Source organism: Oscillibacter sp. UBA6647, from assembly GCA_002455655.1.
In the GTDB taxonomy this organism is placed as follows: domain Bacteria; phylum Bacillota; class Clostridia; order Oscillospirales; family Oscillospiraceae; genus Oscillibacter.
Genome location: DKLF01000135.1, coordinates 1 through 14,718, shown reverse-complemented (window position 1 = coordinate 14,718; position 14,718 = coordinate 1). Strand labels below are relative to the sequence as shown.

Sequence of the window (14,718 nt, the reverse complement as noted above, 5' to 3'; positions counted from 1 at the left end):
CCTTGACCAGCTTTTTCAGCGCGTCCAAGGAGCTTGGCGGCGGGTCCTTCGCCAGAATCTGCGCCTGAATCACCTCAGGCAGGTCGTTAAAATACGCCGCCGCCTGCGGGTCGGGTCCAATGTTTGCATACATATCGGTATAAGTTAATCCCATTTCATCACCCCTGCATAGGGTTTCCGGAAAAATGAAATTTAGCCGTTCCATCAAAAATGCAAACATTTAGGGACATCGACCGGTAGAGTGCAAACCGGAAATCAGGTAAATAGCCGCATGCCCACCAGCAGACACCCGTTGATATAAGGCATTCCCTTCTCCTCCAAATAAACCACCAGCTCCGCGCTTTCCGCCCCCGGCTGAAGCACGATGCATTTGAAGCTCTTTTTGCATTCCCGCATCAGCTCCAGTCCCTTTGCGGGATGAATGCACAGATCGATGATGTCGATTTCCTCCGGCACGTCGTTCAGCGAGGGAAGTTCCTTGCCCACGGCATAAACCGTGTAGCCCTTCTCGATCATCCCCTGCTTGATTTTATAGGCATATTTCTCGGAATCCAGCGTGTTGCCCACCACGGCGAAAACGCGCTGGCGCATGATTTCCTGTAACTCCATAAAAACACCTTCTTTATTTTATTCTGCGCCGTTTCTTTTCATTAAATGCTTTTAATGCAGTATAGCAAACATTTTCACACCCGGCAATGCTCTTTGCTACATTTTTAAACAGGCCGCTCCCTTGCGAAAAATTTGCTCGCAGTTGCTATCTGTCAAAGCGCTGTGCATTTTTTGAAAGCTGTGGTATACTGGTACGGAAAATTGCAAGGGGGCGAGAGGAACGGCTTATTACACCTACATTCTGCGCTGCGGGGACGGCAGCCTTTATACCGGCATCACCACTGACCTTGCCCGTCGCCTCGCCCAGCATGGGGGAAGTCTTCCCGGCGGCGCGAAATACACTGCGGCCCGCCGTCCCGTCCGCTTTGCGGCTGCGTGGGAAGCGGACGGCAGAGCGGCGGCGTCCCGGCTGGAATACCGCATTAAAGCCCTCTCCAGACAGGAGAAAGAGAATCTAGTCCACGGCCAAATACCGGCAGCGCTGAACCTTTCGCCATACCCCAGACTTCACATCACCGACAAAGGAGAATTTGCTATGCTGTTTGTCTGCTATCCAAAATGCACCACTTGCCAAAAGGCGCGGACCTTTCTGGACACGAGGGGCGTCACCTATGACTTTCGGGACATCAAAACGGAGAACCCCTCTGAGGACGAGCTGCGCATTTGGCACGCAAAAAGCGGCCTGCCTCTCAAACGCTTTTTCAACACCAGCGGTCTGCAATACAAGGCTTTGGAGCTTTCCAAAAAGCTGCCCTCCATGACAGAGGACGAGCAATTCCGGCTTCTTGCCACCGACGGGATGCTGGTTAAGCGCCCCATTCTGGTGGGAAACGACTTCGTTCTGGTGGGCTTTAAGGAGCCGGAGTGGACCCAGCGGCTGTGAGCCGCCCATAAAACAAACAATACATTTCCTTTTCAAATATGAATCGCGCCCCCGGCGGGACTGTTGTCCCGCCGGGGGCGCATTTGGTTCAGGCATCAGCCCTCGCCGTTTTACTGATAGATGGGGAACGCCTCGCACAGGGCGTTGACCTCCGCACGGACCTGCTCGGCGCTGCCCTCGAAATCCCGGGCGGTCAGAGCCATCCAATGGGCAATCTTCTCCATCTCCGGCTCCTTGAAGCCGCGGGAGGTGGAAGCGGGGGTCCCCACGCGGATACCGGAGGTGACAAAGGGCTTCTCCGGGTCGTTGGGGATGGCGTTCTTATTGACGGTGATCTGCACCTCGTCCAGCCGATGCTCAAATTCCTTGCCGGTAATGTGGAAGTTGCGCACGTCCACCAGCATGAGGTGATTGTCCGTTCCGCCGGAGACAAGGCGGAAGCCCTCCTTAATGAGGCCCTCAGCCAGTGCCTTTGCGTTTTTCACCACCTGCTTCTGATACGCCTTGAACTCCGGACGCAGCGCCTCGCCAAAGCTCACGGCCTTTGCCGCAATGATGTGCTCCAGAGGGCCGCCCTGGGTGCCGGGGAACACGGCGGAGTTAATCTTCTTGTAGATGTCCTCGTCGTTGCACAGGATCAGGCCGCCCCGAGGGCCCCGCAGGGTCTTATGGGTGGTAGAGGTAATCACATCGGCATAGGGCACGGGAGAGGGATGCTCACCCGCGGCCACCAGACCCGCAATGTGGGCCATGTCCACCATCAGATACGCGCCCGCAGCGTCCGCGGCCTCGCGGAACTTCTTGAAGTCAATCGACCGGGGATAGGCGGAAGCGCCCGCCACAATCAGCTTGGGCTTGTGCTCCTCGGCCAGCTTGATGAGCGCGTCATAGTCGATCTGCTCCGTCTCCTCGTCCAGACCGTAGGGGATGATATTAAAATATTTGCCGGAGATGTTCACGGGGCTGCCGTGGCTCAGGTGTCCGCCGTGGGCCAGATTCATGCCCATCACGGTGTCGCCGGGCTTGACCAGCGCGAAAAACGCGGCCAGATTGGCGTTGGCCCCGGAGTGGGGCTGAACATTGGCATAATTGCAGCCAAACAGCTCGCAAGCACGCTTGCGGGCAATCTCCTCCGTCACGTCCACGGCGTAGCAGCCGCCGTAATACCGGTGGCCGGGATAGCCCTCGGCGTATTTATTGGTCAGGCAGGTGCCCATCGCCGCCATGACCGCCTCGCTGACCACGTTCTCGCTGGCAATCAGCTCAATGTTCCGGCGCTCACGGGCGAACTCCTCTTTAATGGAAGCGCCAACCTCGGGATCAAACTTGGAAATAAAATCCATTGTCTCGTGCACCATCTGAATGTCTCCTTTATCATTGTGTATTTGTCCACACGCTTTAGTCAACATATTTTTCACACGGCCTGCCGTAATATCCGGCCATTTTACATTTTAGCACACGCAATTTCATTTGTGAAGACGGTTTAAAACTATTTTCCAGTTAAATTGGAATTAAACGGCGCAGACTCCGCATCCGAAAATTCACTCAAGCCGCGCGGGAACACCGTCCTCATACAGTCCCTTTTCCGTCACCACCCATGGAACCGGCATGTCGTGCGGCTCTACGGGAATGTCCTCGTGGAGCAGCTCCTCCCGGCACAGCAGCACCGCGCTGCCCCGGTAGGCAGTTAAAAAGCGGTCGTAATACCCGCCGCCCTGACCCAGTCGGCGGCCCGCCCGACCGCAGCTCAGGCACGGCAGAACGGCAAAATCCACCTCGTCCGGCGTCAGAATCGGGCAGCTTTTAGACGGCTCCAAAATGCCGAACGGGCCGGGAACCAAATCGTCCAGAGAGTTTACCACCCGCAGCTCCATAATGCCCGGCACCTCGGTGCAAAGCGGCAGGCACAGCCGCTTTACCGCCTTCAGTGCATCCTCCAGAATGGGGCGGGTATTGATCTCTCGCTTGGTGCCGAAAAAGCTGAAAACCGTGTGGGCCTCCCGATAATCCGGCAGCGCGCGAACGCGGTCCGCAATCGCTGCGTCGGACTCCTCCTTGTAGCGGGGGGAAAGCGCCCGCTCCTGCGCCCGGACCTTCAGCCGCAGCCCCTGTTTTTCTTCCGCAATCGTCATGACAGCGTGTCCTCCTTTTTTTCGGGACTTGACGCGCCGAAGCGCACCGCACCCATTCCGTATTTCCCCCGAATTTTATCCATGGCAGATTCCAATTTCTCCTGCTTTTCCCGCCGGGGGGCGGCGGTATCCAGCAGGTCCGTCTGTTCATAGGCGTCGGCCTCCTCCGTCAGAGCGATGGCTGTGACGGTGAGCATCCGGATGGGGGAGGGCGGCTTCCAGAAGGTGTCCAGCAGTTCCATGGCTCCGTCCGCCAGCTCCCGCATCAGATGAGTGGGCGAGGAAAAGCGCTTTTGCCGGGACCGGTCCCGAAAATCCGGCGTGCGCAGCGTCACCGCCACGCCCCCGGCATACATGCCACAGCGGCGCAGCCGCATGGCCACCTCGTCGGAAAGCAGCGCCAGCGCCGCGCTCACCTCCCTCCGGGAGGACAAATCCCGTTGAAATGTGGACCCGCTGCCAACGGATTTTGGCGGCTCCAGCTCGCTCCGGGACCGCACCGGCTCATGCTCCTGCCCGTTGGCATACTCGTGAAGCTGACGGCCCATTTTCCCCATCAGCGTTTCCAGTTGGCTCACATTCATGGCTGCCAACTGCCCGATGGTCCGCACGCCAAACTGCGCCAGAGTGGCCTGCGCAGTTTTTCCCACGAACAGCAGCGACTCCACCGGCAGAGGCCACACAAAGTCCTTCCAGTTTTGAGGGGAAATCACCGTTGTTGCGTTTGGTTTTTTGTAATCGCTGCCCAGCTTTGCAAATACCTTGTTGAAGCTCACCCCTACGGATACCGTCAGTCCCAGCTCCTTTTCCACTCTGGCGCGAATCCCGTCCGCCACGGCCCGCCCGTCTCTGCCCAGCAGGTGAAGGGACCCGGTCACGTCCAGCCAGCTTTCATCCACGCTGAAAGGCTCCACCAAATCGGTGTACTCCTCGTAAATGGTGTTGACCCGTTCGGAATATTCCCGATACAAGTGGTGATGGGGCGGCAGCAGCACCAGCCCGGGGCACTTTTTCCGCGCCTGCCAGATGGTTTCCGCCGTGACAACCCCAAATTTTTTCGCCGCCTCGTTCTTTGCCAGCACAATGCCCCGCCGGGAGGTGGGGTCGCCGCACACTGCTACCGGCGCGTCCCGCAATTCCGGACGGGACAGCAGCTCCACCGAGGCATAAAAGCTGTTCATATCGCAGTGTAAAATCACTCGCTCCACGGCGCCGCCCCCCTTCCCCCGCGCCAAAGCAAGGCTGCGGTCCTCTATTCTCATTGTAGCACAGATGTTCGCGTTTGCAAGTCCAATCTTACCGCACTCGCCACATGGTTCTTCCTGCCCCGTTGCCTCTACACTCCCTCTGCGGACTTCTGGCGACAACACGTTTCCGAAAGCGGGCAGGGCACAATTTGCCATCTTCCGACCTCTCTCCCGCCCAGATAAATTTAACCTAATATAGTCTCCCGCCAAAGTGCATCCCATATGTGATCGGAGAAAAAGGCGACAATGCAAGGGCATGGGGAAGCGAGTTCCCCATGCCCCTGCATCGCATCGCCCACAGGCGATGCATCAACTCTCAAAAAGTTCGGCCACGGGGCTTTTTAACTGTTTTTACCCCTTCATCGCCCGCTCGGACTCCTCCAGCCGGACAATCAACTCCTTGTACTTGGCAATCTTCTCCCGCTCCACATTGACCACGGCCTCGGGTGCGTTTGCCACAAACTTTTCATTTTTCAGCTTGCCCTCGGTAATGCGCAAACCATTGACCGCCTTTTCCTTTTCCCGGGCAATGCGGGCCAGCTCCTCCGCGACATCCACCAATTCAGCCAGCGGAATATAGGCCACGGCCTTGCGGGTGACGATGCTCACCAGCCCGTCCAGCGTTTCCGGTGCGGCGGTGGAAACCGTCACGCGCTCGGCATAGGCCATGCGGGTAATGAAGTGCACCGCGTCCCGGAAAATTTCCGGCTCGTCGGTCTTCAAAACCAGCTCCGTCTTTTTGGAGGGGGGCACGTTCATCTCCGAACGGCGGGCGCGGATGGCCCGGATGGTATCCATCACCGCCTCCATGGCCTCCGTCTCGGCGGGGAAGTTCAGCGCCTCGTCATACACGGGCCAGTGGGAGGTCATGATAAAGCTCCCCTCTTCTCCCGTTTCCCGGGGCAGAGACTGCCAGATTTCCTCCGTGATGAACGGCATGAAGGGGTGCAACAGCTTCAGCACCTGAATCAGCACGTAGCACAGCACATTTTCCGCCGCAAGGCGGCTCTGGGCATCGTCTCCGTTCATGCGGGTTTTGGTCAGCTCGATATACCAGTCGCAATAGGTATCCCAGATAAAGTCGTACACCTTGGCGGAAGCCACGCCGATTTCAAAGGCGTCCAGATTCTCCGTGACCTCCTTGACCAGCCCGTTCAGCTTGGTGAGAACCCATTTGTCCTCCTGCTCCAGATTGGCAGGAAGGGCGCAGCGGTCAATGCTCAGGTTCATCTGGACAAAGCGGGACGCATTCCAGATTTTATTTGCGAAGTTGCGCATGGCCTCGCACTTTTCGGTGTAGAACCGGGTATCGTTTCCGGGGCTGTTGCCAGTGATCAGGTTAAAGCGCAACGCGTCCGCGCCGTAGACCTGGGCCATTTCCAGCGGGTCGATGCCGTTGCCCAAAGACTTGGACATCTTGCGGCCCTTTTCGTCCCGGACCAGACCGTGAATCAAAACCGTGTGGAAGGGAATCTCCTTCATCTGCTCGCAGCCGGAGAAAATCATCCGGGCCACCCAGAAGAAAATGATGTCGTAACCCGTGACCATCACGGAGGTGGGATACCAGTAGTTCAAATCCGCCGTCTTCTCCGGCCAGCCCATGGTGGAGAAGGGCCACAGGGCGGAGGAGAACCAAGTGTCCAGCACGTCCGGGTCCCGGGTCAGGTGGGTGCAGCCGCACTGTTCGCACTTCTCCGGGTCCGTCCGCCCCACGTTGATGTGGCCGCACTCGTCGCAGTACCACGCGGGAATCTGATGGCCCCACCAGAGCTGGCGGGAAATGCACCAGTCGTGGACGTTTTCCATCCAGTTGATATAGGTCTTGGAAAACCGCTCGGGGACGAACTTTACCTCGCCGTCCCGCACCACCCGCAGAGCCTCCTTCGCAAGCGGCTCCATCTTCACGAACCACTGGGCGGAAATGAGCGGCTCCACATCGTTGTGGCAGCGGTAGCAGGTGCCCACGTTATGGCTGTAATCCTCGGTCTTCACCAAATAGCCCTGCTCTTCAAGGTCCTTTACAATGGCCTTGCGGCACTCGTAGCGGTCCATTCCGTTGTAGGGGCCGCCGTTTTCGTTGATTCTGCCGTCGTCCGCGATGCAGCGGATAATCTCCAGATTGTGCCGCAAACCCACCTCAAAGTCATTGGGGTCGTGGGCGGGGGTCATTTTCACCGCGCCGGTGCCGAAGCCGATTTCGCAGTATTCGTCCCCCACAATGGGAATCTCCCGGTTCATGATGGGCAGAATGCAGTTCTTGCCAATCAGGTGCTTGAACCGCTCGTCCTCCGGGTTCACCGCAACGCCGGTGTCGCCCATCATGGTTTCGGGCCGGGTGGTAGCCACCACCAGATCGCCGGACCCATCCGCCAGAGGATAGCGGATGTGCCACAGGTGGCCCGGCTTATCCACATACTCCACCTCCGCGTCGGACAGAGCGGTGGTGCAGTGGGGGCACCAGTTGATGATGCGGCTTCCCTTATAAATCATGTCCTTTTCATAGAGGTCGCAGAAGGTCTCCCGCACCGCGCGGGCGCAGGTTTCGTCCATGGTGAAGCGGGAGCGGTCCCAGTCACAGGAAACGCCCATCTTCTTCTGCTGCTCAACGATGCGGTCGCCGTATTTTTCCTTCCAGGCCCAGACCCGCTCCAAAAACTTCTCGCGGCCAAGGTCATACCGGGTTTTGCCCTCTTTTTCCCGCAGCTCCTCTTCCACCTTGATTTGGGTGGCGATGCCCGCGTGGTCCACGCCGGGAATCCATAGGGCGGAATATCCCTGCATCCGCTTGAAGCGGGTCAGGATGTCCTGAAGGGTCGCGTCCAGCGCGTGGCCCATATGAAGCTGACCCGTCACGTTGGGGGGCGGCATCACAATGGAAAACGGCTCCTTTTCAGGGTCCGGCTCCGCCGTAAAGCAGCGGCCCTCCATCCAGCTCTCGTAGATGCGGGACTCCACCTGCTGCGGCTCATATACCTTCGGCAGTTCTTTTTTCATGGCTTGCTCTCCTCATACTCAGATATCTGAATTCTATACAAATACAGGCTTACTCAAACAGTGGGACGCACTTTCACGTCCCCGAAGCTTTATACACGCTCCATCCTCCGACGCAGGCGCTCCGTTACGCGGTAAACGCGATAGCGCTTGCTGCGACTTTTCAGCCACACGCGAAACGCCTCTTCCGTCCCCTCGGTCAGGGTGCTTTTATGCAGCAGAACGGAGGTGTCCTCCGCCGGGATCCAAAAAATCAGGTCGCTCTCCCGAACCTCACCCATGCGGATGCTTTTCCACAGGCGGATTTCTTCGCCCTTTCCGTCCAGCATCCGGCAGTCGTCTCCCTCGAACACAAAGCGCATGGGCCTTGCCCGCACCGCGTCGGTCAAATCCATCCACCGGGCCCGCGCCTCCCGGACTCCCTGCCGAAACCGCCTGCCTCGCTGCATGGGAAGCCAGAAAAAGCCGATGATGATCAGCGCCAGCAAAACTGTGAACAGCGCCGCTTCCCAGTTCCTCTGCACAAGAGAATATACCGTGAAGCACACTGCCATCACCCCAACCGGAACGCTGGCCCGCGCCGCATTGCTCCGCACCCGGACCCAATCCATCAGCGCCGCTTCCTCCGCAGCCTCCAGCACCGCGCCCTGGGTTGTGTCGAATACAAATCTCTCCATATGCCCCTCCAAACAAAAATCGCCCCGAGCCTATCGGCTCAGGGCGAACAAAAGTCCGCGGTACCACCTGAATTCGGGAATTTCCCGCACTCTCCCGGCGCTTTGCGCCCGCCTCTGTAACGGGAGGTCCCGTTGGCCTTACTTTCCTGTTCAGGTCAATGCTCCGAAACGACTTCTCCGCCGACTTCACGGGGACTTGCACCGTCCGTCCCCTCTCTTTGCATCCGTCCGCGAGTACTGCTTTTCCTCATCGCAACTTTCCTATTTTATAAATCCAGATTAGTATAACCGCGTGGCCCCATTTTGTCAAGATTGGGTGCAGGAAGCCGGAAAATCTTTTCCCGGCGGGATTCTTGTGTTTGCATTGTGCGGATTTTGTGATACAATGACCACAATGTAACCAGGCCGGGTCGCGCCGTCCGCGCCCGCTTTGGGGCGGGCTTTCCGCCGTAATTTTTTTAAGCGCGGCCCTTCATTATATTTATAGGAAAGGAATTCTTTGCCATGAGCATTTATCAAGCGGAAGACAGCGTGCAAAGCCCCTCCATCCTGTTCCGGCTGAACGGAGGACTGTATTGCGCGGACAGCCGCTATGTCTCCACCATTATGGAGCTTCCGAAATACACCCCCGTGCCGGACGCGCCGCCCTATATCTCCGGGATTTTTCCCCTCCGGGGCAGCAGCGTCACCCTGTTCAATCTGCGGGCGGCTTTGAAGCTGCAATCCCTTCAGGAGGAATTTGAGGACTTCACCGCCATGCTGGACGCGCGCAAGCAGGATCACATTAACTGGGTTTCCGCGCTGGAGCGCTCCATTGAAACCGGTGAACCCTTTTCTATGGCCACAGACCCACACAAGTGCAAGCTTGGGAAATGGTATGACGGCTTTAAGACCGACAGTATGGAGCTTTCCTCTCATCTGGCCCGGATGGAGGACCCTCATCGCAGGCTCCACGAAACGGCCCAGCGGGTGGAGCAGTGCGACGCGGCGGGGAACCGAGAAGCCGTGGACAACTGCAAGCAGGCTACGCTGGCCGAGGTCCGGGGCAACTATATGCCTAAGGTTCTCGGCGTGCTGGAGGATGCCAAGGAGATTTTCCGTATCCGGGAATTTCACGAGATGGTGCTGGTGCTCAGCGGCGAGACCAGCCTTGGCCTGATGATGGACGAGGTGCTGTCGGTGGAAACGGTGGAGGAGGAGACTGTGGGCGCGCACAATCAGCTTATGACCCGTTCCCCCTACATCCGGCGTGTGGTCCGCGCCCCCGGTCAGGACGAGCTGATTCTGGAGCTCAGTCTCCCCGATATTTTGCAGGTGGGCGACGAGGTGGCCGCGCTGCGCGCCGCCGGGTCCGCAGGATAAATACGCTTTGAAAAACACCGCCCTGCTGAGTTCAAGTTCAGCAGGGCGGTGTCGCTTATGGGGGATTCTGAAATTCCCGGAAAGCCGCCAATGAGAGGAATCCCCGACAAATTGCCCATGTTCTTCAATAAAACCATGAGGTGGGCAAAAAGAAAACATACGGCGCCGTAAAAATTGCCAGAGAAAGCGCCAGTTTCTTTTTTAAGGCGTCTTCGATTTCCAGCTTTTTAAAACACAGCTTATAGTTAAACTGATAAATGAACAGTGCAGTAATTACAACACAAATAGTTGCCCATGAAATTGAGTAAATGTTATCGAAGGGTGAATAGGTCACAGCGTTTATGTTGTAATACCACCATTTGCCGAACGCTGTCTCAGTGCTTAATCTGTTGTCAATCAGGTTCGCTGAAAACATAAAAAATGTCCCGATAAAATCCGCTGCAAACCCTAATAGCCATGTCTTAAAAATAATGGATTTTGTTTTTTGCTTGATTTCAGTAAGTTTTAAGCATTTCATTGTGATGAGAACCACCGCTGAATCCAATAAGAAATTGGCGGGCAGCACGACAATCCAAGTCATAGGAAACAGCCACAGCAGCCATATAGGGAATATCATGTTATATAGTCTTACTTCTTTTTTCATGGTATGCCTCCGTCCTGTTCTGTAAAATTCACGCATATTGTGCTCGTTCCTCAAATATAGGAAATGATTTCCTGTATCCAGTATAGCACATCACTCGCATTCTGTACAAAAATCGTTTCCCACCCTTTGCCCTATTTGCGCTCTAACCATGGATCGGACTTTCGGCACGCTCTTTCAGGTTCCTTTCAGCCCCGTGGACTATACTGGAGAAATCCGACAGACGGCAATTTTCCCGTTAAGCCCGTCCGTGAAATTTTGCTTGCAGTTTCGCAATTTATCCTATATAATATGTCGGTGTGTATTCGCGGGATTCTCCGCATCTTCACTTAAGATTTTGAGAGGACTGAAACGAAAATGAGCGCAAACGATAATCATTCCAGAACCGCGCGGGAGGCGCAGCAGCAGAAGGAGGCCCGGCGCAGCAACATTATGTACGCCGTCATTGCCATCCTGTTCGCCCTTCTAGTGGTGGCCGTACTGGTATGGAAATCCAATATCATCCAGAAAAACGCCACCGCCGCCACGCTGTATACCCAGCTTACCTCGGCGGAGGACCCCGCCGCCAGCGGCTCTTCTTCCGCAGAAAAGACCGTGCTGGCAGACGTGAAGGTACCCCAGCTAAACTACTATTTCGTAAATATCTATCAGAACTTTGTCCAGCAGAACAGCGCGTATATTTCCTACATGGGGCTGGACACCAGCAAGGACCTGCGTTCTCAGCCCTATCCCGGCGACGAGACACAGACCTGGTTTGATTATTTTGTCGGTCAGGCGATTGACCAGATGTCTGCCATCTACGCGCTGAACGACAAGGCGGAGGAAGAGGGCTACGTCTGGAACGACGCCATGCAGGCAGAGTTTGACTCCAATAACGAATCTCTTGAATCCACTGCCACCGCTTCCAACCTGAGTGTTGTCAAATACCTCCGGAAGATTTACGGCGCAACCATGAGCCGCAGTGTTTACGAGGCCGAGATGAAGCGTGTGATTCTGGCCAGCGACTTTTCCAAGAGCCATAACGATGGCTTGACCTATACGGACGAAGAGCTGGAGGCCGAATACGCCGCCAACCGGAACTCCTATGACGTGGTGGACTATCAGAGCGTCCGCATCAGCGGCGCCGCCGAGGGCACCACGGATGCCGACGGAAACAGTGTGGATCCCACCGAGGAGGAGAGTGCCGCCGCGCTGAAAGCGGCCAAGCAGTCCGCGGACGAGCTGTACGCCGGTTTCAAGTCCGGAAAGAGCATGTCTGATCTGTCCAAGGACAACGACAAGATGTCCTATACCAATGGCGAAGCCGGTTCCTATTCCTCCGGCGTGCTGATGGATTGGCTGTTTGACAGCGGCCGTCAGGCCGGGGACTCCGCCGTTCTGGCCGACGAGGACAACTCTGCCTATTATGTGGTGTCTTTCGGTAAGCGTTATCGTCAGGACTATAAGACCGTAAACGTGCGTCACATCCTTCTCCAGCCCGAAGCCGGCAAGATCGCGCAGGGCGAGGACGGATATGACGAAGAGCAGGCCAAGCTGAAAGAAGACGCCAAGGCAAAGGCCGAGGACCTTCTGGCTCAGTGGAAGGCGGGCGCGGCTACCGAGGACTCCTTTGCCGAGCTTGCCAAGGAAAACTCCGTTGACGGCGGCTCTCAGGCCAATGGCGGCTTGTACGAGCAGGTTTATCAGGGCCAGATGGTGCCCACCTTCAACGACTGGTGCTTCGATTCCAGCCGCAAGGCCGGGGACACCGGCGTGGTGGAAACCGATTACGGTTATCACATCATGTACTTTGTGGGCGAGAACCTGCCCTACTGGCAGGTACAGGCGGACAGCGCCCTGCGGAATCAGGATTTTGGCACATGGTACGACGGTGTCATCGCCGGGTACACTGGCGAAGCCGCCAGCGGCGTCAAATACGTGTCCGCGAGCTGAATTGCATCGTGAAACACGGACCGGCGAAAGCCGGTCCGTGTTTTTCTAAAAAAGAACGCTTAGACAGATAAGAGGAAAATGCTATGAAAGATCAATTTCTGCGCAATGAAATGCTCTGGGGCCGGGATGGGCAGGCGCGTCTTGCCCGCGCCCATGTGCTTTTGCTGGGCCTTGGCGGGGTGGGGAGCTATGCTGCGGAATGTCTGGCCCGCTCCGGCGTGGGCGAGTTGACGCTGGTAGACAGCGACGCAGTCTCCCTCACCAACCTGAACCGCCAATTGGAAGCGCTTCACTCCACCGTGGGCCGTCCCAAGGCGGAGGCCATGGCCGAACGCCTGCTGGATATCAACCCCGCGCTGAAGCTTCACCCTGTCCACGCCTTGTACAACGCCGAAAACCGGGACCGGTTTTTTCCCGAGGGCTGCCTGTATGATTACATCGCGGACGCCATCGACCTTGTGTCCTGCAAGCTGGACTTGGCGGAAACCGCTTTGCGTCTGCACATTCCTCTCATCGCGGCTCTGGGCACCGGGAACAAGCTTGACCCCTCTCTGCTGCGAATTGAGGACATTTCAAAAACATCCGGCTGCCCTCTGGCCCGCGTGATGCGCCGGGAGCTGAAAAAACGGGGCATCCGTCATCTTCCGGTGGTGTTCAGCCCCGAAGAACCGGCTCCCTCCGTTCGGCAGACGGAAGCGCCCCCCCCGGGGCGGCGCAGCGTTCCCGCCAGCAACCCCTGGGTCCCGGCCACCGCCGGACTGCTGCTGGGGAGCGCCGTGGTGCGCAGCCTGCTGAAGGAAACGGAGGGATTGGTATGCTGATCGGAACGACAGTCAACACGCTGGCCATTCTGGCTGGCTCTGTGGTCGGACTGGGCCTGACACGAATTGCCAAACTCCTGCCCGTGGCTGAGGGCGGTGCACTGGGGCAGCGGCTTCAGGACATGGTTATGAAAAGCGTGGCTCTGTGCGTGCTCTATATTGGCATAAGCGGGTCTCTGAAGGGGCAGAATATGCTGATTGCCATTCTCTCCATGGTCCTCGGCGCGTTGCTTGGGGAACTGCTGGACCTGGATGGGCGGATGTGCTCTCTGGGCGATTGGGTGCAGAAAAAGACGGAGCATCTGGTTCCGGGCGGAACCTCCTCTGTGTCGGAGGGCTTTGTTACAGCAAGCCTCCTCTTCTGCGTGGGAGCCATGTCGATTGTGGGCGCGTTGCAGGACGGGCTGACGGGCGACCATTCCACCCTGTTTGCAAAAGCCCTGCTGGACGGCATCAGCTCTGTCATCTTTGCCTCTTCTTTGGGCGTGGGCGTGGCGTTTTCCGCCGTGACAGTGTTTCTCTTTCAGGGAAGCATTGCCGCGCTGGCCGCCCTGATTTCCCCTTTGCTTGGGGACGCGGTTGTGGCGGAGATGACCTGCGTGGGGTCGTTGCTGATTATCGCCCTGTCGCTGAATCTGCTGGGCATCACCAAAATCAAGGTCATGAATATGACTCCGGCCTGCCTTCTTCCGATTCTGATCTGTTGGCTGAGCAAAACTATTCCCGCCCTGTTTTGATACGCTCAATTCTTTAACACGCGGCTTTGCCGTCGGGAGAGCTTCTCCCGACGGTTTTTTGCATTTTTTTCGCATCATTTCTCCGTCGCACTTCATCGTTCCACAACAAAATTCGCTCTTAAAGGTGCTTGCTATAATTTTTCTCCAAATGGGGCAACCTATGGAAAATCATCACAAGGCGGTGTTTTTTTATGAGCAAAAAACGCGTTGGACGGCGGACCGTCCGGCTGGACTCTCCCCCGTCCATTCTCTCCTTTGCCGCCACCGGCGGAAAGCTGGAAAAGCAGGGTCCGCTGGCGGCCTGCTTCGACGAGCTGTGCGAGGACTCGTTCCTGGGTGAAAAAACCTGGGAAAAGGCAGAGTCCCGCATGCAGCAAAAAACGGTGCAGACGGCGCTGGACAAGGCAAAGCTGCACGCAGGCGATTTGGATTATATTTTTGCCGGCGATCTCTTAAATCAGTGCATCGGCACCTCCTATGGCCTGCGGGAGTTTGAAATTCCCTTTTTCGGGCTGTACGGCGCCTGCTCCACCATGGGGGAATCCCTGGCCATGGCGGCCATGAGCATCGACGGCGGCTTTGCCGAGCGGGCCGCTGCCGTCACCTCCTCCCATTTCTGCACGGCGGAGAGGCAGTATCGTATGCCGGTTCCCTATGGAAATCAGAGGCCCCCCACTGCCCAGTGGA

At 57.0% G+C, this 14,718-nt stretch carries 12 protein-coding genes, 2 pseudogenes and 1 other annotated feature; of the genes and pseudogenes, 7 read left to right on the top strand and 7 right to left on the bottom strand.

Annotated elements, in window-relative coordinates; all coding sequences use genetic code 11:
- Positions 1-255 precede the first annotated feature (255 nt).
- On the bottom strand, positions 256-609 hold the full coding sequence (locus tag B2W96_RS09925; protein ID WP_293010133.1) for a CoA-binding protein: 354 nt from the start codon (positions 607-609) through the stop codon (positions 256-258).
- A 178-nt stretch (positions 610-787) separates the two neighbouring features.
- On the opposite strand from B2W96_RS09925, the pseudogene B2W96_RS11855 reads away from it, so the two are divergent.
- Positions 788-1,051, top strand: a pseudogene (locus B2W96_RS11855) (GIY-YIG nuclease family protein); the annotation flags it as partial.
- A 93-nt stretch (positions 1,052-1,144) separates the two neighbouring features.
- Positions 1,145-1,492, top strand: a complete 348-nt coding sequence (locus B2W96_RS09920; RefSeq protein WP_293010132.1) for an arsenate reductase family protein — start codon at positions 1,145-1,147, stop codon at positions 1,490-1,492.
- 110 nt (positions 1,493-1,602) lie between these two features.
- Here the strand turns inward: B2W96_RS09920 and glyA are convergent, their stop codons facing one another.
- From glyA to B2W96_RS09895, 5 genes are all read right to left on the bottom strand, one after another.
- The gene (gene glyA, locus B2W96_RS09915; RefSeq protein WP_293010131.1) at positions 1,603-2,850 is read right to left on the bottom strand and encodes a serine hydroxymethyltransferase; all 1,248 of its coding nucleotides are present in this window, start codon (positions 2,848-2,850) and stop codon (positions 1,603-1,605) included.
- Between the two features lie 183 nt (positions 2,851-3,033).
- Entirely contained in the window at positions 3,034-3,624 is a 591-nt protein-coding gene (locus B2W96_RS09910; protein ID WP_293010130.1) for a 5-formyltetrahydrofolate cyclo-ligase, read from the bottom strand.
- A complete protein-coding gene (gene dinB, locus B2W96_RS09905; protein ID WP_293010134.1) occupies positions 3,621-4,832 on the bottom strand; it encodes a DNA polymerase IV in 1,212 nt (403 codons plus the stop codon). Before dinB ends, B2W96_RS09910 begins: the two co-directional genes overlap by 4 nt.
- A gap of 390 nt (positions 4,833-5,222) precedes the next feature.
- Positions 5,223-7,865, bottom strand: a complete 2,643-nt coding sequence (locus B2W96_RS09900) for a valine--tRNA ligase (RefSeq protein ID WP_293010129.1) — start codon at positions 7,863-7,865, stop codon at positions 5,223-5,225.
- An 89-nt stretch (positions 7,866-7,954) separates the two neighbouring features.
- Positions 7,955-8,539 carry a hypothetical protein gene (locus B2W96_RS09895; RefSeq protein ID WP_293010128.1) on the bottom strand — a complete coding sequence of 195 codons (585 nt, stop codon included), beginning with the start codon at positions 8,537-8,539 and terminating at the stop codon, positions 7,955-7,957.
- A gap of 36 nt (positions 8,540-8,575) precedes the next feature.
- Positions 8,576-8,799 (bottom strand) — a binding site (T-box leader).
- A 244-nt stretch (positions 8,800-9,043) separates the two neighbouring features.
- On the opposite strand from B2W96_RS09895, the gene B2W96_RS09890 reads away from it, so the two are divergent.
- The gene (locus B2W96_RS09890; RefSeq protein ID WP_293010127.1) at positions 9,044-9,901 is read left to right on the top strand and encodes a chemotaxis protein CheW; all 858 of its coding nucleotides are present in this window, start codon (positions 9,044-9,046) and stop codon (positions 9,899-9,901) included.
- A gap of 124 nt (positions 9,902-10,025) precedes the next feature.
- On the opposite strand, the gene B2W96_RS09885 is transcribed toward B2W96_RS09890, so the two are convergent.
- Complete coding sequence (locus B2W96_RS09885; RefSeq protein WP_293010126.1) at positions 10,026-10,544, bottom strand: hypothetical protein; 519 nt, start codon at positions 10,542-10,544, stop codon at positions 10,026-10,028.
- A 354-nt stretch (positions 10,545-10,898) separates the two neighbouring features.
- Here B2W96_RS09885 and B2W96_RS09880 point away from each other — a divergent pair, with 354 nt between their 5' ends.
- The 4 genes and pseudogenes from B2W96_RS09880 to B2W96_RS09865 form a co-directional block, all read left to right on the top strand.
- Positions 10,899-12,473, top strand: a complete 1,575-nt coding sequence (locus B2W96_RS09880; RefSeq protein WP_293010125.1) for a peptidylprolyl isomerase — start codon at positions 10,899-10,901, stop codon at positions 12,471-12,473.
- An 83-nt stretch (positions 12,474-12,556) separates the two neighbouring features.
- The gene (locus tag B2W96_RS09875; protein WP_293010124.1) at positions 12,557-13,294 is read left to right on the top strand and encodes a tRNA threonylcarbamoyladenosine dehydratase; all 738 of its coding nucleotides are present in this window, start codon (positions 12,557-12,559) and stop codon (positions 13,292-13,294) included.
- A complete protein-coding gene (locus B2W96_RS09870) occupies positions 13,288-14,031 on the top strand; it encodes a DUF554 domain-containing protein (protein ID WP_293010123.1) in 744 nt (247 codons plus the stop codon). The genes B2W96_RS09875 and B2W96_RS09870 overlap by 7 nt, the downstream gene beginning before the upstream one ends.
- Before the next feature lie 191 nt (positions 14,032-14,222).
- Positions 14,223-14,718, top strand: a pseudogene (locus tag B2W96_RS09865) (stage V sporulation protein AD); the annotation flags it as partial.